This is a genomic window from Bradyrhizobium sp. i1.15.2 (genome assembly GCF_040548425.1).
Lineage (GTDB): Bacteria > Pseudomonadota > Alphaproteobacteria > Rhizobiales > Xanthobacteraceae > Bradyrhizobium > Bradyrhizobium canariense.
This window is the reverse complement of record NZ_JBEPRQ010000007.1, coordinates 244,186-265,403: the sequence shown is the minus strand read 5'-3', so window position 1 is coordinate 265,403 and position 21,218 is coordinate 244,186. Positions and strand designations below refer to the sequence as shown.

Sequence of the window (21,218 nt, the reverse complement as noted above, 5' to 3'; positions counted from 1 at the left end):
TTCCATGACAACGACCCTTGCCGCCAAGATCGCCCGCGAATACGGCACGCCCTGCGCCGTCATCGACATGGACAAGGTCGAGCGCAACATCGCGCGGATCCAGAAGGCCTGCGACGACGCCGGAGTTGCCAACCGTCCCCACATCAAGACGCACAAGAACCCCACGATCGCGAGGATGCAGATCGCGGCCGGCGCGAAGGGCATCACCTGCCAGAAGCTCGGTGAAGCCGAGATCATGGTCAATGCCGGGATCGACGACATCCTGATCAGCTACAATTTGCTCGGCGAAGAAAAGATGGCGCGGTTAGGGGCGCTGCAGGCGAAGGCCAACATGACGGTCGCCGCGGACAATTCGACCGTCGTTGCCGGCCTGCCCAAGGCCGCTGCGGCCTCAGGCCGACCGCTGTCGGTCGTGGTCGAATGCGATACCGGCCGCAAGCGCGCCGGCGTCGAGACGCCCGCCGAGGCGATTGCCCTGGCGCAGGAGATTGCCGCATCCAAGGGACTGCAATTCGCCGGCTTCATGATGTATCCGACCGAGACCGGCTGGGCCGACGCACAAAAATTCTATGACGAAGCTCTGGCCGGCGTGCGCGCACACGGGCTGGATGCAAAAATCGTCTCGACCGGCGGGACGCCGAACCTGAAGAACCTCGGCAAGCTCAAGGGCGGCACCGAGCATCGCTTCGGCACCTACATCTACAACGACCGCATGCAGGTCGCGGCCGGCGTCGCCACCTGGGACGACTGCGCGCTGCACATCTATTCGACCGTGGTCAGCCGCGCCGCGCCTGAGCGCGGCATCCTCGACGCCGGCTCGAAGACTCTGACGACGGACACCGGCGGCCTCGACGGCCACGGCCTCATCCTGGAGCACCCCGAAGCCAAGATCGCACGCTTCGCCGAGGAGCACGGCTTCCTCGACCTCTCCCGCAGCAACACCCGCCCTAATGTCGGCGACGTCGTGCGGGTCGTACCCAATCATGTCTGCGTCGTCGTCAACATGATGGACGAAGTCGTGATGGTGCGCGGCGAGGAGATCATCGGCACGCTGCCGGTGGCGGCACGGGGGAAGCTGCGGTAGCTAGCCCCCGATCAGCGCCTGGAGTTCCCGGACCAATCCATCGCGGAAGAGCTTGATCGGCCGCTCCAGCCGACCGGCGGGGGCGCGATGCACCACCCATGCGCGCACCGCGGGTTTGAAGTCGCGCGCAGCGACCGGCTTGAGCTTGTCGCGAAATGCGCTGCGTTTCAGGGCGATCGGGGTGACCAGCCCGACGCCGAGACCACGCGACACCAGCGACAGGCGAAGCTCACTATCCAGCGCCTCGACCGCGATGTTGAACGGCAGATGCGAGGCATCGAATTTTCGCTTCAGCGTATCGCGAAATCCACAGCCATCCTGGTTGATTACCCACGACAGTTGGGACAGCCGTTCCAGGTCGACGGTGCGCGGGATCTTCATCTCGCGTGCGACGACGAAGACGACGGGCTGCGCGCCGAGATCGTCGGCCGCGAGATCGGCGGGCGGCACTGCACCGTCGGGGAGACAAATCGCGGCCGCATCGAGCTCGTTGCGGCAGACGCGCTCGAGCTGGTTCGGCGACCAACCGGAGACCACCCGCACGGCCAGCGCGGGAAATTCGGCACGCACTGCATCGAGTGGTGCGGTCAAGCCCGCTTCGGAGAGAAACGGCGTCAGACCGAGCCTGAACTCGCCGCGGACCATTCCGTCGTTGGCCACGCCCGACTTGAGGTCGTCCAGCATCCTGAGCAGGCGCCTGCCCTGCTCGTAGGCTTCATGGCCCGCCGCCGTCGGCTTCAGGGGCTTCGAGAGCCGATCCAGAAGCTGCGCCCCCAGCATCTCCTCGAGATTCTGGATACGTCGGGTCACGCCAGGCTGGGTGAGATTGAGACGCGCCGAAGCTGCGACAATCGATCCGGTCTCGACGACGGCGACGAAAGCGACGAGGTCATGGGTATTCATAACAAACCCGCATATTCTTTATCGGCTTATTTGAATTGTAGCATATTGACCCCTCCGCTTAAAGGGTCTCGCGCCACAGCTGCGAGGTCCCATGACTACCTCCGAAGCCACCAGGCCTGCCTCCCGAAACCAACTCGCCGAGCGGCCCCTGATCTGGCTCGGCGCAATCACCGCCGGTGTCGTCGTCACCAATCTGTTCGCGCCGCAGATCCTGCTCGGCCTGATCGGCCGGTCAATGTCCATGCCCGCGTGGCAGGCGGGCCTGATCAGCACGCTGACGTTGCTCGGCTATGCACTCGGCCTGCTGCTGCTCGTGCCTCTGGTCGATCTGGTCGAGAACCGGCTTGTCATCCTCCGCACGCTCGGCTGCGCGATCCTCGCCGCCGTGGCGACGGCGCTCGCGCCGACGCCCGCGCTCCTGCTGCTCGCCACCTTCATCCTCGGCGCCTGCTGCGCGGCGATCCAGATGATGGTTCCGCTTGTCGCATCGATGGTGGCGCCGGATCGCCGCGGCCAGGCCATCGGCGAGGTGATGGGCGGATTGATGATCGGCATCCTGTTGTCGCGACCTGCGGCGAGCCTGATCGCCGATCTCTGGAGCTGGCGCGCCTACTATGTCGTCTCGGCCATTCTGATGACCCTGCTTGCCTGCGCGCTCGCCCGCTACCTTCCAACCCTTCAACCGACGGGACGCGCGAGCTACGCCGACTTGCTCCTGTCCTTTCCAAGACTGCTCCGCGAAGAGCCCGTGCTCCGCGTGCGGGCCTGGACCGCATCGCTGGTCATGGCTTCCTTCACGGCGTTCTGGTCGGCGGTCGCGCTGCGGCTGCCGGAGGCGCCGTTCGACCTCGACGCCAAGGGAGTTGCCGCCTTCGCACTGATCGGCGTGGCGGGCGCCGCGGCGACACCGATGGCCGGCCGCTGGGGCGACAGGGGCCGGGCGCGGCCGATGTTCTTTGCCGCCCATCTGCTCATCATCGGGTCGCTTGCGCTCTGTACCTGGGCGAGCGTGCTTGAATCCCAGATCACCGGTCTGCTGGTCCTGAGCCTCGGCACGATCCTGCTCGACGTCGGCATCACCACCGACCAGACGTTGGGCCGTCGCGCCATCAACCTGTTGCGCCCCGAGGCCCGCGGTCGCATGAACGGCCTGTTCGTCGCGCTGTTCTTCATTGGCGGTGGCGTCGGCGCGGCGGCGGCATCGCTGGCCTGGAGTTTTGGCGGCTGGACGATGGTCTGCGCAGTGGCGGCAAGCTTCGGCGTGCTCGGCCTCCTCACGGATCTCGCAACCCGGACCGGGACGTCATGATGCGGATGGTCAGGACGACAATTGGGCGAGCCGTCGCAACACACCCCTACCCGCCGCAGCCCCCGTCGCGAACGAGGCCTGGAGCAAATAGCCACCCGTCGGCGCCTCCCAGTCCAGCATCTCTCCGGCCGCGAACACGCCCGGCAGCTTGCGGATCATGAATTCCGAGTCGAGTTCATCGAAGGAAATCCCGCCGGCGCTGGAGATCGCGCGCGCGATTGGCGCAACGCCCGTGAGCTTGACCGGCACGGCGTTGATGAGCTCCACCAATCGCTCAGCCGACATCGCCGACAACGACTGGCCAGCACTGATGGCAGCTTCCTGCAACAGCCCGACCGCGACCGGAGACAGCTGTGCAGCCTTGCGCAGGAAATTGGAGAACGATTGCTTGCCGCGCGCGGCGGACAGGCGCTGGACGAGTTCGCCATGATGGACATCCGGCCGCAACGCGACGTGCAGGACCGCTTCGCCGTTCGCCGCAATCGCCTCGCGCAGTTCGGCCGACAACGCATAGATCGCCCCGCCTTCGATCCCGCCGGTTGTGATCATGGCCTCGCCGCGCGCGCGCTGTGGGCCGAAGGACAGCGCGATGGCCTTGAGCGGTTGGCCTTCGAAGCGCGTGCTGAAGATTTCGGACCAGGCGACGGTGAAGCCGCAGTTCGCCGGCCGCAGCGGCGAGATCGCAACGCCTTTGTCGGCGAGGATCGTCGTCCAGCCGCCATCGGAGCCTAGTCGCGGCCAGCTTGCGCCGCCGAGTGCCAGCACCGTGGCATCCGCGGCGATGGCGGCGCCGCCGCCGGGTGTGTCAAAGACCAGTTGTCCGTCTCTATCCCACCCCATCCAGCGCTGGCGAAAGGCAAAGCGGACGCCGGCCGCATCGAGGCGTCGCAGCCAGGCGCGCAGCAAGGGCGACGCCTTGAACGCTTTCGGAAACACACGCCCGCTGGAGCCGACAAAAGTCGGCTCGCCCAGCGCCTCGCTCCACGCGCGCAGCGCGTCCGGCGGAAACGCGTCGATCGCAGCCTGCAACCTCTGCGCCGCCTCGCGGTAGCGCGTGATGAACTGCGGCAGCGGTTCGCTGTGGGTGAGATTGAGCCCGCCGCGGCCGGCCATCAGGAATTTCCGGCCAGCGGACGGCATCGAATCGTAGACGGTGACGCGAGCACCACCCTGCACGAGCACTTCGGCCGCTATCAGCCCGGCAGGGCCGGCGCCGATGACGGCCACGGCTGTCAGAGTTTTACCCCGGCACGCGCAGCGGCTTGCGCCACATATTTCTGCGTCTGCTCGAAAGCCCCCTGCAGCGCCTTCGCCTTCGACATGTCGCTGATCTCGGCGAAATGCGCCGCGACCGCGTCCGGGGTCCACTCGGATTCCGGCAGGTTGATGCCTTCGCTCTCGACGATCTTGATTACCGCGAACGAGCCGGCGCCGGCGCCCATGATGGTGCGGGTCGGCGCGTCCTCGCTCAGCATGTACTCGACCGCGGGCGTGATCGCGTTCGGCTTCATCAACTGCAGCGCCTGCGGCGGCAGCAGCTCTTCCGTCATGCGGGTTGCCGCCGTCGGCGAGATGATGTTGACACGGATGTCGGTCTTGCGGCCCTCTTCCGCCAGCACGTTCATCAGGCCGACCATGCCGGACTTGGCCGCACCGTAATTGGCCTGGCCGAAATTGCCGTAGAGGCCGGAGGACGACGTCGTCAGGACGATGCGGCCATAGTTGCGATCGCGCATGCCGGCCCAGGCCGCCTTGCAGCAATAAAAGGTGCCGACGAGGTGCACGTCGAGCACCTTCTGGAAATCGGCCGCTTCCATCTTGCCGAACGACTTGTCGCGCAAAATGCCGGCATTGGCACACAAGAGGTCGACGCTGCCCCACTCCTTGGTGGCGCGCTCAACCATCGCGGTGACCTGCTCGAAATTGGAGACGTCGGCGCCGTCGGCCATGGCGATGCCGCCCGCTTTACGGATCTCCTCGACCACGGCTTCCGCCGGCGACAGCGAGCCGCCGCTGCCATCGCGCGCGCCGCCGAAATCGTTGACCACGACTTTGGCGCCGCGGCTCGCCAATCCCAGCGCATGCGCCTTGCCGAGACCATTGCCCGCGCCGGTGACGATGGCGACGCGTCCGTCGAACCTGATTGCCATGAGTGCAGTTCCTGCTTCTTCTTCCTTCTCCCCTCGTGGGAGAAGGTGGCATAGGCGGCCAACGGCCGCCGTTCCCAGTTAAAACGCCAACGCGTAGCGTTGGCTACGGCGCCGGATGAGGGGTCTCCATCGACAGCGGAGCTCGTGGAGGGATACCCCTCACCCGGCTTCGCGTTCCGCGAAGCCACCCTCTCCCGCAGGGGGAGAGGGTGAGAAGGCTTCGCGAGCGATTTGAACAGCTTTTGAGCAGCCATGGCTTGCCGGGTCAAGCCTGGCAACGACAGGCGGCGTCAGGCGGCGTCAGGCGAAATAGATCAATCCCAGCCACTCCGCGACCAGCGCGGGCTTGTCCTCGTCTTCGATCTCCACGGTGACGTTGGTGCGCGACTGCAATTCATTCGGCTTGCGCAGCTTGGCTTCCGCCAACACGAAACGGCCGCGAACGCGTTTTCCTGAACGCACCGGCGAGATGAAACGCAGCTTGTCGAAACCGTAGTTGACGCCCATCGTGGTGCCCGCGATGACGGGCATCACCTCGTAGGACATGATCGACAGCAGCGACATCGTCAGGAAACCGTGCGCAATGGTGGTGCCGAACGCCGTCTCCTTCTTCGCACGCTCCGGGTCGACGTGAATGAACTGATGATCCTCGATCACGTCGGCATAGGTGTCGATGCGTGGCTGATCGACCAGGTGCCATGACGACACGCCGATCTCCTTGCCGACCATGGCTTGGTAGGCCTGAAGCGTAATCGGCGGCTTCTTCCAGACTTCGTTCACTTAGGTCTCACTCCGTGTTTTCGGCAGCTCCGGAAAATCCTCTTCGCGGAATTCCCGGCCGCGCAGGGGATCGTTGCGATCGTCGTCACGCTCGAGACGTCTGAGCTGGACGCGGCGGATCTTACCCGAGATCGTCTTCGGCAGCTCCGTGACGATCTCGAGGCGGCGGATGCGCTTGAACGGCGCCAGGCGCGTGTGCAGATGCTTGAAGATGGAGAGCGCGGTTTCCGGCGAGCGCTCCGCGCCGGATGTCAGCAGCACAAAGGCCTTGGGAATCGCGAGCCGGATCGGATCCGGGCTCGGCACGACTGCGGCTTCCGCGACGAGCTCGTGCTCGAGCAACACGCTCTCAAGTTCGAACGGGCTGATGCGATAGTCGGAGGATTTGAACACGTCGTCGGACCGGCCGACGAAAGTGAGATAGCCGTCATCGTCCTCGAACACGACGTCGCCGCTGCGATAGAGCTCGCCTTCGGCGCCGGACAGCCCGCCGTTGTCGCCCTGATAGCCCTGCATCAGGCCGGCGGGACGGTTTTCGCCGAGCACCAGAGCCACCTCGCCCTCCTTGGCCGGATGACCATCGGCGTCGCTGACCTGCACGCGATAGCCCGGCAGGGGCCGGCCCATCGAGCCGATCTTGATCTTTTGCCCCGGCGAGTTGCCGGCGAGCGCCGTCGTTTCAGTCTGGCCGTAACCGTCGCGAATGGTGAGGCCCCAGGCGGCCTGCACCTGGTCGATCACCTCAGGATTGAGCGGCTCGCCGGCGCCGCAGACCTCGCGCAAGGCCACCTTGAACGACGCCAAGTTCTCCTGGATGAACAGCCGCCACACCGTCGGCGGCGCGCACAGCGTAGTGACGCCGCAGCGGCCGATGGTGGCAAGCAGCCCCTTGGCGTCGAAGCGCGGCTGATTGGCCACAAAGACGGTTGCGCCCGCGTTCCACGGCGCGAAGAAGCAGCTCCAGGCATGCTTGGCCCAGCCGGGTGAGGAGATGTTGAGATGGACGTCGCCGGGCTTCAACCCGATCCAATACATGGTCGAGAGATGGCCGACGGGATAACTGCGCTGGCTGTGCCGAACCAGTTTTGGCTTTGCGGTGGTGCCCGAGGTGAAATAGAGCAGCATCGGGTCGTCAGCGTTGGTCGGACCGTCCGCTGCAAAGCTCTCCGACGCCTCTGCCGCGTCATCATAGGAAAGCCAGCCATCGGAGGCCTCGCCTACGACGATGCGGACGATATTCTCGGCGCCAAGACTGGCAAACTTCGCAACCTGGTCCTGCGCTGCCACCACCGCCTTCGCCTTGCCGCGATCGAGCCGGTCGCGGAGCTCGTCGGCGGTGAGCAGCGTCGTTGCGGGAATCACGACGACGCCGAGCTTGATCGCGGCCAGCATCGTCTCCCACAGCGGAACGACATTGCCGAGCAGCAGCAGGAGATGATCGCCGCGCTTCAAGCCCTGTGCTCGGAGGAAATTCGCGACCTGGTTGGAGCGGCGTGACAACGCCCCGAACGAGAGCTTGGTCTGCCGGTCCTGCGCGGCATCGACGATCCAAAGCGCAGGACGATCCTTGCTGTCCGCATTCGCCGCCAGCTCGGCGTCGAACCAGTCGAGTGCCCAGTTGAAGGGGACCGGATCAGGCCAGCGGAAGTCCTTGACCGCTGTCTCATAGTCCGTGCGGTTGTGAAGCAGAAGCGCGCGCGCTTCCTGAAATGTCGTCATCAAGCTTTCCCGGCTAGACTCCTAACGTGCTCGATAATTCCGGAAAAATCCACCCTGCCGTGGCCGGCTGCGTCGAATGACTGATAGATCTCCTGCGCATGCTTGCCGAGCGGGGTTGCGGCGCCCGCGGCCTTCGCCGCGTCCTGCGCCAGCGTCAGATCCTTCACCATCAGCGCCGAGGCAAAGCCCGGCTTGTAGCCGTTGTTGGCGGGCGAGGTCGGCACTGGACCGGGCACCGGGCAATAGGTCGTCAGCGACCAGCACTGGCCCGACGAGGTCGAGGCCACATCGAACAGCGCCTGGTGCGAGAGCCCGAGCTTCTCGGCCAGCGCGAACGCCTCGCTCACGGCGATCATGGAAATGCCAAGGATCATGTTGTTGCAGATTTTTGCCGCCTGGCCTGCGCCGGCCCCGCCGCAATGCACGATCTTCTTGCCCATGTTCTCCAGCACGGGCTTTGCCGCTGCAAACGCGTTGTCCTCGCCGCCGCACATGAAGGTGAGCGTCGCACCCTTGGCGCCCCCGGTGCCGCCGGAGACCGGCGCGTCGACCGAAAGCACCCCGTACTTGGCCGCCAGCGCATGCGCCTGGCGCGCGCTCTCGACGTCAATAGTGGAGGAGTCGATGATCAGCGTGCCCTTGGTCATGGCGGGCACGACCTCGCCCCACACGCCGAGCACATGCTTGCCGGCCGGCAGCATGGTGACGACCACATCGGCGCCCCTCACGGCGCCCGCCGCGCTGTCGGCGATGCCGGCACCGTCGGCCTTGGCCTGGTTCCGGGAGGCCTCGGCGAGGTCGAAAGCGACGACCTTGTGGCCGGCCTTGACCAGATTGGCGGCCATGGGCCCGCCCATGTTGCCGAGACCGATGAATGCGATCGTGGCCATCTTGGTTTCCTCCGCTGAACGTTTCGTTGGTTAGTTGAACTTCAATTCGTCGGCGCCAATCTCGGCGAGATACGGCGCAAGCAGGTCCGGAGTGACATCCTCGATGCGGGGCGGCGACCAGGTCGGATTGCGATCCTTGTCGATCACGGCGGCGCGCACGCCTTCGCGAAAGTCGTCGCTGCGGAAAACTTCCAGCGCAGCGCGATATTCGCGCACCAGGCATTCTTCCAGGCTCGACGCGGTGCGCCCGAGCCGCAGCAGCTTGAGCGTCACCACCATGCCGCGCGGCGATTTTTCGTTGAGCCTCTTCAATGTCGCCAGCGCGAACTCGGAACCGTCGCGCTTCAGCGCGGCAAAAATGTCTTCCATGCGGTCGAAGCCGAACAGTGCGTCGATCGCCGGCTCCTTTGCGGCGACCGGCCCCGCGGTCTCCCCCGTCGCAAAACCGTTGATGAGCTTGCTGACATCGGCCGCGGTGACGCCCTGGCGAACCTTGGTCAGCGCGTCGCGCAACTCGGGCCATTTGGCCGCCGGTACCTCCGCATCGGCAAACCTGGCGTGGATCGCATCGGGGCCGTTCATGGTCTGGCCGGTCAGGCCAAAATAAGTGCCGATCTCGCCCGGCGAGCGTGACAACAGCCAGGTGCCGCCGACGTCGGGAAAGAAACCGAGCCCGACCTCGGGCATCGCAAGCCTGGTGCGGTCGGTGACGATGCGATGGCTCGCATGCGCCGAGAGTCCGACGCCGCCGCCCATCACAATGCCGTCCATGAAGGCGACATAGGGTTTCGGGAATTTCTTGATCCGGGCGTTGAGGATGTACTCTTCTCGCCACAGAATCTTGCCGAGATCGCCGTCGACCTTCGAGCTCTCCCAGAGCGCGCGAATGTCGCCGCCGGCACACAGGCCGCGCTCGCCGGCACCTTCCAGCACGATCACGGCAACGGCGGGATCGGCCTCAAAACGGTCGAGCGCCTTGTCGATGTCGCGAAACATCTCCAGCGTCACGGCGTTGATCGCCTTCGGACGGTTGAGCCTGACAATGCCGGCCGAGCCCTCGACCCGTGCGACCAGATCGCCCTCCTCCACTCCACTCATCGTGCGCCCTCGATCAATTTGCGCGCCACGATCAGCCGCATGATTTCATTGGTGCCTTCGAGAATCTGGTGCACGCGCAAATCGCGCACGATCTTCTCGATGCCGTATTCGCTGAGATAGCCGTATCCGCCATGAAGCTGGAGCGCCTGGTTGGCGACCTCAAAGCCGACATCGGTGCCGAAGCGTTTGGCCATCGCGCAGAACATGGTGGCGTCGGGGTCCTTGCGATCCAGCGCGGCGGCGGCACGCCACAGGAACGTGCGTGCGGCCTCGAGTTCGATCGCCATGTCGGCGAGCTTGAATTGCAGCGCCTGGAATTCGTCGAGACGCTTGCCGAACGCTTTGCGCTCTTTCATGTAGGCGCGCGCCTTGTCCAGCGCGGTCTGCGCGCCGCCGAGCGAGCAGGCCGTGATGTTCAGACGGCCGCCGTCGAGGCCGGCCATCGCGATCTTGAAGCCGACACCCTCCTCGCTCAAGCGATTGGCGACCGGCACGCGGGCGTTCTCGAAGATCACGGCGCGGGTCGGCTGCGCGTTCCAGCCCATCTTGCGCTCGTTGGCGCCGAACGAGACGCCCGGCGTCTTGCCGTCGATCACCAGCGTCGAGATGCCGCCGGGGCCATCGCCGCCGGTGCGCACCATCGCGACCAGCAGATCGGTGCCGCCAGCGCCGGAGATGAACTGTTTCTGGCCGTTGAGGACGTAATGATCGCCGTCGCGCACGGCGCGGGTGCGCAGCGCTGCCGCGTCCGAGCCGGCGCCCGGCTCGGTCAGGCAGTAGCTCGCGATCAGCTCCATGGTGCAGAGCTTGGGCAACCATGTGTGGCGCTGGGTGTCGCTGCCGTAGGCATCGATCATCCAGGACGCCATGTTATGGATGGAGATGAAGGCCGAGGTGGTCGGACAGCCCGTCGCCAGCGCCTCGAAGATCAGCGCCGCCTCGAACCGCGACATCGCGGAGCCGCCGACATCGTCGCGGATATAGATGCCGCCCATGCCAAGCGCTGCTGCCTCGCGCATCACTTCGACGGGAAAATGCTTCTCCTCGTCCCAGCGCAGCGCGAACGGCGCGATCTTTTCCGCCGCAAACGCCAACGCCATGTCGCGAACCGCGATCTGATCCTCGTTCAGAGCGAACTGCATGATGGGCTGCTCACTGTTCTCGTCATTGCGAGGAGCGAAGCGACGAAGCAATCCAATGTGTCCGAGGAGAAAGTCTGGATTGCTTCGCTACGCTCGCAATGACGGGCTGGGCTACAGCCTTACTTCATCAGCGGGATCGAGAACTCCGCGCCTTCCTTGACACCGGACGGCCAGCGCGAGGTCACCGTCTTGGTCTTGGTGTAGAAGCGGACCGAATCCGGACCGTGCTGGTTGAGATCGCCGAAGCCGGACTTCTTCCAGCCGCCGAAGGTGTAATAGGCGATCGGCACCGGGATCGGCACGTTGATGCCGACCATGCCGACATTGACCTTGGCCGCGAAGTCGCGCGCGGCATCGCCGTCGCGGGTGAAGATCGCAACGCCGTTGCCGTAGTCATGCTCCGACGGCAGCGCCAGCGCTTCCTTGTAGTCATGCGCGCGCACGACCGAGAGCACGGGGCCAAAAATCTCTTCCTTGTAGATTCGCATGTCCTTGGTGACGTTGTCGAACAGCGAACCGCCGAGATAGAAGCCATTCTCGTAGCCCTGCATCTTGAAGCCCCGACCGTCGACGGCGAGCGTCGCGCCTTCCTTGATGCCGATGTCGATATAGCCCTTCACCTTCTCGACCGCCTCGCGCGTCACCAACGGACCGTAATCGGCCGACGGATCGATCGAGGTGCCGATCTTGAGCGACTCGACGCGCGGGACCAGCTTTTCCATCAAGCGGTCGGCAGTGGACTTGCCGACCGGGACCGCGACGGACACGGCCATGCAGCGTTCGCCGGCCGAACCGTAACCGGCGCCGATCAGTGCGTCGACCGCCTGGTCCATGTCGGCGTCGGGCATGATGATGGCGTGGTTCTTGGCCCCGCCAAAACACTGGCAGCGCTTCCCGGTCTGGGCGGCGCGTTCGTAGATGTATTGCGCGATCGGCGTGGAGCCGACGAAGCCGACGGCCTTGATATCGGGATCGTCGAGGATGGCGTCGACCGCTTCCTTGTCGCCGTTGACGACATTGAGGATGCCGGCCGGCAGGCCCGCCTCGATCATCAGCTCGGCAAGCATCATCGGCACGCCGGGATCGCGCTCCGACGGCTTCAGGATGAAGGCGTTGCCGCAGGCGATCGCAGGCGCGAACTTCCACATCGGGATCATCGCCGGGAAATTGAACGGCGTGATGCCGGCAACGACACCGAGCGCCTGGCGCATCGAGTAGATGTCGATGCCGGGGCCGGCGCCTTCGGTGTATTCGCCCTTCATCAGATGCGGGATACCGCAGGCGAATTCCGCGACTTCGAGGCCACGCTGGATGTCGCCCTTGGCGTCAGGAACGGTCTTGCCATGCTCGCGGGCGAGCAGTTCGGCGAGCTTGTCGTAGTCGCGCTGCACCAGCTCAACGAACTTCATCATGACGCGGGCGCGGCGCTGCGGGTTGGTCGCAGCCCATTCCGGCTGAGCAGCGCGGGCGTTTTCCACGGCGGCGCGGACCTCGGCCTTGGACGCCAGCGCCACCTTGGCCTGGACGTCACCGGTCATCGGCTCGAAAACGTCGGCGGTGCGGCCCGAGGTGCCCTTGACCTCCTTGCCACCAATGAAATGTCCGACTGAACGCATGGAATCGTCTCCTTAAGGCGAGCTTGAACGCTTTGACAAATCCTATCGACCTGCATTTTATAGGATTCAAGTCTGAGATAATGCACCATAGATGTGCGAAAATGCTGGATCAAGGCGCTATCGACTGGGATGACTTCCGCTTCGTGCTGGCCATCGTGCGGGGCGGCTCGGTTTCGGCTGCGGCAAAGCAGCTCGGCGTGGACCATGCTACCGTGATCCGCCGCGTGGACCGGCTAGAAAAGCACCTCTCGGCCAAGCTGTTTGACCGGCGCAAGACCGGTTACCTGCTGACAGACGCGGGCCAGCGCGTCGCCGACAGCGCGGAAGCCATGGAATCGACCATCGTCGCCAACCAGGAGCAGGTCGGTGGCTCGGTGGCGCGGCTGACCGGCACGGTGCGGATCGGCGCCCCCGACGGCTTCGGGACCGCCTTCCTGGCGCCGCGGCTCGCTCAGTTCGCCGACCGGTATCCCGATCTCGATTTGCAACTTGTGGCCACCGCGCGGCTGTTCAGCCTCTCCAAGCGCGAGGCCGATATCGCCATCAGCCTGACCATGCCGAAGGAAGGCCGCATCGTCGGCCGCAAGCTGCTCGACTACAGGCTCGGACTCTATGCCGCGCCCGCCTATCTCGACCGCTTCCCGAAAATCACCTCGCGCGAGGTCCTGCCGCAGCATCGCTTCGTCGGCTATATCGAAGAGCTGTTGTTCACGCCCGAGCTCGACTATCTGCCGCAGGTGTCGACCAAGATCTCCGCACGCTTGCGTAGCGCCAATCTGATCGCGCAACTCAACGCCACGCTCGCCGGTTTCGGTATTGCGGTGCTGCCGCACTTCATGGCGGCCGACTATCCAAAGCTGATTGCGGTGCTGGCGGAAGAGGTCTCGATCACCCGCACCTTTTGGATGCTGATGCACGCCGACAGCAAGGACCTGGCGCGGATCCGCGCGGTGGCGGATTATATTTCCGAGATTGTGGAGCGCGAGCGGACGTTGTTTGCCGGGCGGACTTCGTAGGGTGGGTTACGCCTTCGGCTAACCCACCCTACACATTCAACGGCACCTCGGCCTAACTCTGCTTCGGCTTCTTCGCAACCGCAGCCTTCGGCTCACGCCGCGCGCCGTCCAGCGCACTGTCCTTGCCAGTCTTCAGCACCTCGTCCGACAGCTCGCTCGACCCGGCGATGCGCGCCAGCAACATGGTGCCGGCCATGGTCGCCAGGGTCGCGATCGCCTGCTTGCGCGCAGCCTTGCGCGGCAGATTCGGGATGAAGTCCGTGATCATCTCGATCATTTCGTCGAGCTTGCCGGCAAAGGCCTTTCGCGTCTTCGGGCTCTCCCGGGCGATCTCGGCGCCGAGCGCGGGGATCGAGCAGCCGTGACCGGGGTTGTCGCGGTGCACCGTGGAGAGATAGGTCTCGACGATCTGATTGAGCTGCTTCTCCGGCGCGACCTGATCGGACTGCTTGCGCCAGTGCTCCATCGAGCGATCCATGGCGTAGTCGAACGCCTCGATCACCAGCGCCTCGCGGGAATCGAAATGGGCATAGAAGCCGCCATGGGTCAGGCCCGCTTCCTTCATGAGGTCGGCGACACCGATGCCGTGGGCACCCTTTTCGCGCAGCCGCACGGAAGCCTTCTTCACGATGCGGTCGTGGGTTTCCTGCTTGTGTTCCCGGGAATAGCGCATGCGGATCTCATTGAATGTCGGAGGTCATCTAATAACACGGATATCGGCCGGACGGCGCATTAATTCCCGGTAAAATTGTTGCCGATCATGGAAAAGGTCGCCGTTGCGTGCACAGCAAGCGCCCCCTTACCGTCGCGGACGAAGCCCTCGGTGTAGCTGGTCTGGCGTCCCAGCTTGATCACCTTGCCTTCGGCGGAGATCAGCCCGGACCGGACCGAGAGCGGACGCAGGAAGGTCATTTTCAGATCGAGGGTGACGGAGCCCTGCCCGGGCTCCAGCCGGGTCGAGATCGCACACCCCATGGCGGTGTCGATCAGCGCGGCGGCTGTGGCTCCGTGCAGGAGGCCGATGGTGTTCTCGAGATCCTCGCGCGGTTCGAGTTCCATGACGATCCGGCCCGGCTCGACCACGGCCATGACGAAGCCGATCAGCTTGGCAAAGGGTGGCGGCGGCAGCCTTCCGTCGCGGATGCCCAGCATCGCATCCATGCCTGACAGGCCCATCGCCACTTTCGCAACCGGCGCAGGCACCTGCCACTCCACCACCCGCTCGCGCCGCTGCGCGGGCGAAAACAGGTCGAGTTGATCGATGTTGGTCATTGCGGCCTCTTTGTATGATTTACATCATATTATGCCGCGGACTTCGCGCTGGCAACTCCCTCCCCGCCCGCTTGACAAGCAATGCGTTTCGGCCCGGAAGTGTGATCCGACCGGCGTATTCGCGCGTCCACGAACTCAGAGATCCCCTCATGGAAATGCTCAACCACCACTGCGGCGTGACGCGCGATGCGCGCGGCGTCGTTCATGTCGCGATCTGCAACGCCGGCTCGCTGAACATTTTGGGCTCGCCCATCACCGATGCGGTGCGCGAAGGCTTGCAGCAGCTCTCGTCCGACCGCAGCATCCGGGTTGTGGTGCTGCGCGGCCAGAGCGAGAAGAGCATGATCGGCGGCGCCGACATCAAGGAGATGGCCAGGCTCGACCAGAAGTCCGCCGAGGCTTTCATCAGCCGCCTGCGCGACCTCTGCGAGGCCGTGCGCGCCTTCCCGGCCCCGATGATCGCGCGCATGCCCGGCTGGTGCCTCGGCGGCGGGCTCGAAGTCGCGGCCGCCTGCGATTTCCGCATCGCCGCCCATGACGCGCATTTCGGTATGCCGGAGGTGCGGGTCGGCATTCCCTCGGTGATCCATGCCGCGCTGCTGCCGCGCCTGATCGGGTGGGCCCGCGCGCGCTGGCTGGTGATGACCGCTGAGAACATCGACGCGGCGACGGCTCTGGCGTGGGGACTGGTCGACAAGGTCGCGCCGGAGGGCGGGCTCGATGCCGAGGTCGAGCATCTCGTGAAGGCCCTCCTCGAATGCGGCCCCGAGGCGCTGCGCTCGCAGAAAGCGCTACTGCGGCAATGGGAGGAGCTGCCGCTGACGGAGTCGGTGAATTTGAGCGTCAAAGTCTTCGGCGAGTCGTTCCTGACGGACGAGCCGACGCGGCTAATGGGCGCGTTTGTGAATCGGAAGCGGTAGAGCCATCAGCAACGGTGTCATGCCCCGCGAAGGCGGGGCATCCAGTACTCCGAGCGCCATCGGTTCAATCACAACCGCCTCGGCGTACTGGATCGCCCGCCTGCGCGGGCGATGACAGCAGGTTATGGGACAACCTCTTCCGTTCGCACGACCAAATCTCATGCGAACCACAAGATTTTCTCATGCCCGACGCAGTTGCATTTTTTGCGCCGCATCATATGATGATCATAATCTTACATATGTGACATTTTAGGGAGTCTCCTCCATGGCCGAAGCCGCCGATCCCGTCGTCATCGTCTCCGCCGTCCGTAGCCCGCTCGGCCGCTTCATGGGCGAGCTGTCGCCGCTCCCCGCGCACAAGCTCGGATCGCACGTGATCGGCGCGGCACTCGAGCGTGCCAAGCTTGCGCCGGAGAAGGTCGACGAGGTCTTCATGGGCTGCGTCCTTCCCGCGGGTCAGGGCCAGGCCCCGGCGCGCCAGGCCGCGCGTGCCGCCGGCTTGCCCGACGCCACCGGCGCGACCACCGTGAACAAGGTCTGCGGCTCCGGCATGAAGGCGACCATGCTGGCGCACGACATCATCCGCGCCGGCTCGGCCGAGATCGTCGTCTCCGGCGGCATGGAAAGCATGAGCAATGCGCCGTATCTGCTCGCCAAGGCGCGCGGCGGCTACCGCGCCGGCCACGACCGCATCATCGACCACATGATGATGGACGGCCTCGAAGACGCCTACGAGACCGGCCGCTCCATGGGCGATTTCGGCGAGGCTACCGCCGAAGCCTATCAGTTCACCCGCAAGGACCAGGACGCCTATGCGATGGAAACATTGGGCCGCGCGCGCAAGGCGGTCGAGGGCGGCGCGTTCAAGGCCGAGATTGCGCCGATCACGCTGAGCGAGAAGGCAGGTCCCCGCATCGTTGCCAATGACGAGCATCCGCTCAAGGTCGATCCCGCAAAGATCCCCGGGCTGAAGCCGGCGTTCCGCGCCAACGGCACCATCACGCCGGCGGCCTCCTCCGCCAACGCCGACGGCGCCGCCGCGCTGGTGCTGACGAAGCGCTCGCTCGCCGATCGCAGCGGCCTGCCGGCTCTCGCCGAGATCAAGGGCCACGCCACCCACAGCCAGGAGCCGCAATGGTTCACCACGGCGCCGATCCCGGCGATCCGCAAGCTGCTCGACAAGATCGGCTGGAGCGCCGGCGATGTCGATCTGTTCGAGATCAACGAAGCCTTCGCCGTGGTGGCGATGGCGGCCCAGCGCGATCTCGGCATTCCCCGCGACAAGCTCAACATCAACGGCGGCGCCTGCGCGCTCGGCCATCCCATCGGCGCCACCGGCGCACGGCTGATCGTGACGCTGCTGCATGCGCTCGAGGCGCGAAACCTCAAGCGCGGCGTGGCGGCGCTCTGCATCGGCGGCGGCGAAGCCACCGCGATCGCGGTGGAGCGCCTGACGCACTGACGTGAAAGTCCGGAAATGAGGGAACTCCGTCATTTCAGACAGACGCGTCCCGTGCCATCCTGCAAACTCGCGCAGGTGTTTCAAATCCTGCCCATCAAGATTGAGGCCCAATGATCTCGAACTGGCTCGCGGCAACGCTCGGCCGCCGCAATATCCACTACGGCTGGGTGATGGTCGGCGTGACCTTCCTCACCGCGCTGATCAGCGCCGGCACGGTCGGTGCGCCCGGCGTGTTCATCGTTCCGCTTCAGAAGGAGTTCGGCTGGAGCACGGCGGAGATCTCCTCCGCGCTGTCGATCCGCTTCATCCTGTTCGGGCTGATGGCGCCGTTCGCGGCGGCCCTGCTCAACCGTTACGGCCTGCGCAACGTCACGCTCACCGCGCAGCTGATCGTCGTCTCGGCGCTGGTGCTCTCGCTCGGCATGACAGAGGTCTGGCAGCTCGTCGCGCTGTGGGGCGTCGTGATCGGGATCGGCACCGGCATGACTGCGCTGGTGCTGGGCGCCACCATCGCGACGCGCTGGTTCGCAGCGCGGCGCGGCCTCGTCGTCGGCATCATGACCGCGAGCGTCGCCACCGGCCAGCTCGTGTTCCTGCCGCTGCTGGCAAGCCTGACCGAACGTTTCGGCTGGCGGCTTGCGCTCGGTTTTGTTTGCATCGCGCTCGGTGTTTCCGCCCTGGCGGTCCTGCTCGCGATGCACGACCGTCCGAGCGATCTGGGCCTGCGCCCGTTTGGCGACAAAGGCACCACACCCCTGCCCGCGCCGCCCGTCAGCCATGGCTCGATCACGGGCGTTGCACTCGGCACGCTGCGCGACGCCTCGAAGAGCAGCGCGTTCTGGGTCCTGTTTGCGACGTTCTTCGTCTGCGGTGCATCCACCAATGGCCTGGTGCAGGTGCATCTGATTCCGATGTGCCTCGATTTCGGCATCCCGCAGGTGCAGGCCGCGGGCTTGCTGGCCGCGATGGGCATCTTCGACTTCTTCGGCACCATCATGTCGGGCTGGCTGTCGGACCGCTACGACAACCGCTATTTGCTGTTCTGGTATTACGGCCTGCGCGGGCTCTCGCTGATCTTCCTCCCCTTCAGCGATTTCTCGTTCTATGGGCTCTCGATCTTCGCGATGTTCTATGGGCTCGACTGGATCGCAACCGTACCGCCCACGGTGCGCCTCACCGCGCAGAAATTTGGGCCCGAGCGCGCCAATCTGGTGTTCGGCTGGATCTTTGCCGGCCACCAGCTCGGTGCAGGCACCGCCGCCTTCGGGGCCGGTTTCTCGCGGACGGTCTATCAGAGCTACCTGCCCGCCTTCTTCATCGCCGGCGCGCTCTGCGTGTTCGCCTCGCTGATCGTGCTGACGCTCTCGCGACAACCGAAGCCAAAGCCGCAAGCCGCGATGGCTTAGTACCTGATCGTGGTGGTGACGCCGAAGACCGCGGCGTCACCAATCCGCGCAACACCGCTCGGGTCGTCCGGATTCGGGATGCCGCCCGAGGGACGGAACACATATTGGAAGTACGGCGCGATCAGCCAGCCCGGCTTGATGTGCGCCTCATAGATCATCTCGATCAGGGTCTCGTTGCTGCGCACTGGGCTCTGGATGCCCGTGAAGAATTGGGTATCGACGTCGAGGTTGCGCGCGGAGTTCGAGATGCGCATGTAGGCCGCCGCCACGCCGAAGCGATCGAGCGGACGACCGGATACGAAGCCGACAAAGCCGATGCCGCCGTCGAGATAGAGATCGATCAGGTTGCGGTCCGGCGGGCTGTAGGCGATGCGGCCGAACGCGGTGACACCCGGGATCGAGGCCGAAGTGGTGCTCTCCCTGACCTCCGGCGGCCGGTACAGCACCTGCTCGATCACCGCGAAGATACCGTAATTGCCGCGAAGCTTTGCCGGAATGCCGCTGCCGTCGGGATCGGCGATCGACCGCCCATCCGTGGCGAAGCGCTGACTGTCGAACGAGCCATAATGCTTCCAGGCGCCCGGCGTAAAATTGCCGGCGAGCGAACGGCCGCCGATATCGAGGTCGTAGTTGAAGCGGACCTGCCCGATCACCCAAGGCGGGTCGTTGACGCGGAAGGCAAGACCATGATGGTCGCGCAGCTGCGGATCCTGATTGCCCGGGCCTGACGGATCGCCATTGAACACTGCGCCGAACAGGGTGACCTGGTCCGACAGCGCGGCCTTGATGCGAATGCCGGGGACCGCGATCGGCGGCGCCGGGCCGCCGGCCGGGAGGTTCGAGGCCTTGATCGCGGGCCAGCCGAAGGTGCCGTTGATGAAGAGATCGTCGGTCTGGCTGTCGAAAAACTCGACATCGGCGGCCTGCTGGCCGGCCCTGATGTTCAAGCGGTCGTTGAAGAAGCTCTGCTCGAAATAGGCATTGTAGAGCCGCTGGTCCGGCAACGCCTCGATCTCGCTGATGGTCGCGAGATTCATGATGTAGTTGCGACTGAGGCCTCGCCCGTAGATCACGAACGCGTTGGCGTAGAAGCGGCCGCCGCTCCAGCCGACCAGCTTGTCGAGATCGGCATCGACCGAAAGATCGAGCCGGCCGAAATGGATAGCGCCGCGCCTAACGCCGCCGGACAAATTTCCAATGTTGTCGGCGATGTAGGCGGCGCCGAAATTCAGGCCCTTGTTGGCGAGGCCGTCATGCCACTCGTTGAACCATTTTGGAGCTAGCCACTCCGCCGCGTTCTCGTCCTTGGCGCCGGCCAGCGCGCTGGTGCTCGCGATCGTCCAGGCCAGCACAATCGCGGCCGCATTTCGCAGCGGAAATAGATGTGCGGTCCCGATCACGGCTGATACCGACTAGCGTGCTTTACTTGAAGATACCGGTACGCCGCATGAAGAGATAGGCCGCGCCGACCGACGAGGCCATCAGGAGAGCCGCCCAGAAAAATCCACTCTCGACCTCGGTCAGAGGCAGGCCCTTGGTGTTCATGCCGAAGATGCCGGTGATCAGCGTCGGCGGAAGCAGCAGCGAGGTCACGATCGAGAGCGTGTGGAGGTGGTTGTTGCTTTGCTCCTCGTTCTTGAAGCGCAGCTCCTCCTCGAGCAGGCGGCTGCGTTCGCGCAGCTCCACGATGTCGTGGTCGAGGCCGTCCAGCCGCTGCGCCAGCTTGCCGGCCTGGATACGCAGGTCCGGCGAAAGGTGGTCGGTGTTCTTCTGGTCGAGGCGATGGAACAGCGTACGCAGGCCGGTGAGCTGGCGATGCAGCCTGACGCAGGTCCGGCGCAGCCGGCCAAGATTGCGGCGCATCTCCGGCTTGGCGTCGTCGGCCAGAATCCGCTCCTCGATCTCGTCGATCTCCTGACCGAGCTTATCGGCCATCCTATCAAGCGTGTCGGCGACCTCATCGACGATCTTTCGAGGAGATGGGCGACATTGTCGACGCGGTAGCCGCCTTCGAGCACCCGCCGTGTCGCATCCGCCGAGCACAGAGCCTGATGGCGGCCGCTGATCAGGAGCCGCTCGGTCATGGCGAAGCGCAGGAACGCGGTCTCCTCCGTCGCGCTGCCGATGTCGCGCACGAGGTCGGAGAACACGCCGTAGACGCAGTGGTCGATGACGTGAAGCTGCTGGAAGGTGTCGTTGGACAGCAAGAGCTCGCGCGCGAGCGGCGGCAGCTGTGATGCGGCGATCCACGGCCGTGCGCGCGTGTCCGTGAGGTTGAAATGCAACCAGAGCCGGCCGTCGTGACTGAACTCGATCGGCTGGTCGATCGGCAGCGCCTCGGCGCCGCCGTCGCTGTGGAGGCGGAATGCCCACACCAGGCCGGGAATGCAAGGCACGGAATCCGATATCGTGCTGACAAGCTTAGCCGGCTCGGCCATACCAACTCCCACC

The 21,218-nt window shown here is 65.0% G+C and carries 18 protein-coding genes and 1 pseudogene; 6 read left to right on the top strand and 13 right to left on the bottom strand.

From position 1 onward, the window contains the following. Positions 1 to 4 precede the first annotated feature (4 nt). Positions 5 to 1,084, top strand: a complete 1,080-nt coding sequence (locus tag ABIB80_RS16065; RefSeq protein ID WP_354127915.1) for an alanine racemase — start codon at positions 5 to 7, stop codon at positions 1,082 to 1,084. Here ABIB80_RS16065 and ABIB80_RS16060 read toward each other — a convergent pair whose 3' ends face one another. Then, a complete protein-coding gene (locus tag ABIB80_RS16060) occupies positions 1,085 to 1,987 on the bottom strand; it encodes a LysR family transcriptional regulator (RefSeq protein WP_007592243.1) in 903 nt (300 codons plus the stop codon). A gap of 91 nt (positions 1,988 to 2,078) precedes the next feature. On the opposite strand from ABIB80_RS16060, the gene ABIB80_RS16055 reads away from it, so the two are divergent. Next, positions 2,079 to 3,296 (top strand): MFS transporter, encoded by a 1,218-nt coding sequence (locus ABIB80_RS16055; RefSeq protein ID WP_354127914.1) that lies wholly within the window; start codon positions 2,079 to 2,081, stop codon positions 3,294 to 3,296. Positions 3,297 to 3,305: 9 nt separating this feature from the next. Here ABIB80_RS16055 and ABIB80_RS16050 read toward each other — a convergent pair whose 3' ends face one another. The 8 genes from ABIB80_RS16050 to ABIB80_RS16015 form a co-directional block, all read right to left on the bottom strand. Further along, entirely contained in the window at positions 3,306 to 4,532 is a 1,227-nt protein-coding gene (locus tag ABIB80_RS16050; RefSeq protein WP_354127963.1) for a BaiN/RdsA family NAD(P)/FAD-dependent oxidoreductase, read from the bottom strand. After that, positions 4,529 to 5,446: an SDR family NAD(P)-dependent oxidoreductase gene (locus tag ABIB80_RS16045; protein WP_219683312.1), complete on the bottom strand. Its 918-nt coding sequence runs from the start codon at positions 5,444 to 5,446 to the stop codon at positions 4,529 to 4,531. Before ABIB80_RS16045 ends, ABIB80_RS16050 begins: the two co-directional genes overlap by 4 nt. 300 nt (positions 5,447 to 5,746) lie before the next feature. Then, complete coding sequence (locus ABIB80_RS16040; RefSeq protein WP_219683313.1) at positions 5,747 to 6,226, bottom strand: MaoC family dehydratase; 480 nt, start codon at positions 6,224 to 6,226, stop codon at positions 5,747 to 5,749. Beyond that, positions 6,227 to 7,945, bottom strand: a complete 1,719-nt coding sequence (locus ABIB80_RS16035; protein ID WP_219683314.1) for an AMP-binding protein — start codon at positions 7,943 to 7,945, stop codon at positions 6,227 to 6,229. Beyond that, positions 7,945 to 8,835, bottom strand: a complete 891-nt coding sequence (gene mmsB, locus ABIB80_RS16030) for a 3-hydroxyisobutyrate dehydrogenase (RefSeq protein WP_219683315.1) — start codon at positions 8,833 to 8,835, stop codon at positions 7,945 to 7,947. Before mmsB ends, ABIB80_RS16035 begins: the two co-directional genes overlap by 1 nt. A 30-nt stretch (positions 8,836 to 8,865) precedes the next feature. Further along, entirely contained in the window at positions 8,866 to 9,933 is a 1,068-nt protein-coding gene (locus tag ABIB80_RS16025) for an enoyl-CoA hydratase/isomerase family protein (protein ID WP_219683316.1), read from the bottom strand. Further along, a complete protein-coding gene (locus ABIB80_RS16020) occupies positions 9,930 to 11,075 on the bottom strand; it encodes an isobutyryl-CoA dehydrogenase (protein ID WP_219683317.1) in 1,146 nt (381 codons plus the stop codon). Before ABIB80_RS16020 ends, ABIB80_RS16025 begins: the two co-directional genes overlap by 4 nt. Before the next feature lie 119 nt (positions 11,076 to 11,194). Further along, a complete protein-coding gene (locus ABIB80_RS16015) occupies positions 11,195 to 12,691 on the bottom strand; it encodes a CoA-acylating methylmalonate-semialdehyde dehydrogenase (protein WP_007592262.1) in 1,497 nt (498 codons plus the stop codon). A gap of 101 nt (positions 12,692 to 12,792) precedes the next feature. Here ABIB80_RS16015 and ABIB80_RS16010 point away from each other — a divergent pair, with 101 nt between their 5' ends. Continuing rightward, positions 12,793 to 13,707: a LysR family transcriptional regulator gene (locus tag ABIB80_RS16010; RefSeq protein WP_354127913.1), complete on the top strand. Its 915-nt coding sequence runs from the start codon at positions 12,793 to 12,795 to the stop codon at positions 13,705 to 13,707. 52 nt (positions 13,708 to 13,759) lie between these two features. On the opposite strand, the gene ABIB80_RS16005 is transcribed toward ABIB80_RS16010, so the two are convergent. Both ABIB80_RS16005 and ABIB80_RS16000 read right to left on the bottom strand, forming a co-directional pair. Next, positions 13,760 to 14,380, bottom strand: a complete 621-nt coding sequence (locus ABIB80_RS16005; protein WP_219683320.1) for a TetR/AcrR family transcriptional regulator — start codon at positions 14,378 to 14,380, stop codon at positions 13,760 to 13,762. Positions 14,381 to 14,439: 59 nt separating this feature from the next. Beyond that, on the bottom strand, positions 14,440 to 14,979 hold the full coding sequence (locus ABIB80_RS16000; protein ID WP_219683321.1) for a PaaI family thioesterase: 540 nt from the start codon (positions 14,977 to 14,979) through the stop codon (positions 14,440 to 14,442). Between the two features lie 149 nt (positions 14,980 to 15,128). On the opposite strand from ABIB80_RS16000, the gene ABIB80_RS15995 reads away from it, so the two are divergent. The 3 genes from ABIB80_RS15995 (at position 15,129) to ABIB80_RS15985 (ending at position 18,767) form a co-directional block, all read left to right on the top strand. Then, positions 15,129 to 15,899, top strand: coding sequence for an enoyl-CoA hydratase (locus tag ABIB80_RS15995; RefSeq protein ID WP_007592268.1), 771 nt, complete (start codon positions 15,129 to 15,131; stop codon positions 15,897 to 15,899). Between the two features lie 265 nt (positions 15,900 to 16,164). Next, positions 16,165 to 17,361, top strand: a complete 1,197-nt coding sequence (locus tag ABIB80_RS15990) for an acetyl-CoA C-acyltransferase (RefSeq protein ID WP_354127912.1) — start codon at positions 16,165 to 16,167, stop codon at positions 17,359 to 17,361. Between the two features lie 110 nt (positions 17,362 to 17,471). After that, positions 17,472 to 18,767, top strand: coding sequence for an MFS transporter (locus ABIB80_RS15985; protein WP_354127911.1), 1,296 nt, complete (start codon positions 17,472 to 17,474; stop codon positions 18,765 to 18,767). Here the strand turns inward: ABIB80_RS15985 and ABIB80_RS15980 are convergent. Together ABIB80_RS15980 and ABIB80_RS15975 are read right to left on the bottom strand one after the other, a co-directional pair. Further along, positions 18,764 to 20,167, bottom strand: coding sequence for a carbohydrate porin (locus ABIB80_RS15980; RefSeq protein ID WP_354127910.1), 1,404 nt, complete (start codon positions 20,165 to 20,167; stop codon positions 18,764 to 18,766). The two genes, ABIB80_RS15985 and ABIB80_RS15980, sit on opposite strands and share 4 nt — an antisense overlap. 22 nt (positions 20,168 to 20,189) lie before the next feature. Next, positions 20,190 to 21,205, bottom strand: a pseudogene (locus tag ABIB80_RS15975) (transporter). Between the last annotated feature and the right edge of the window lie 13 nt (positions 21,206 to 21,218).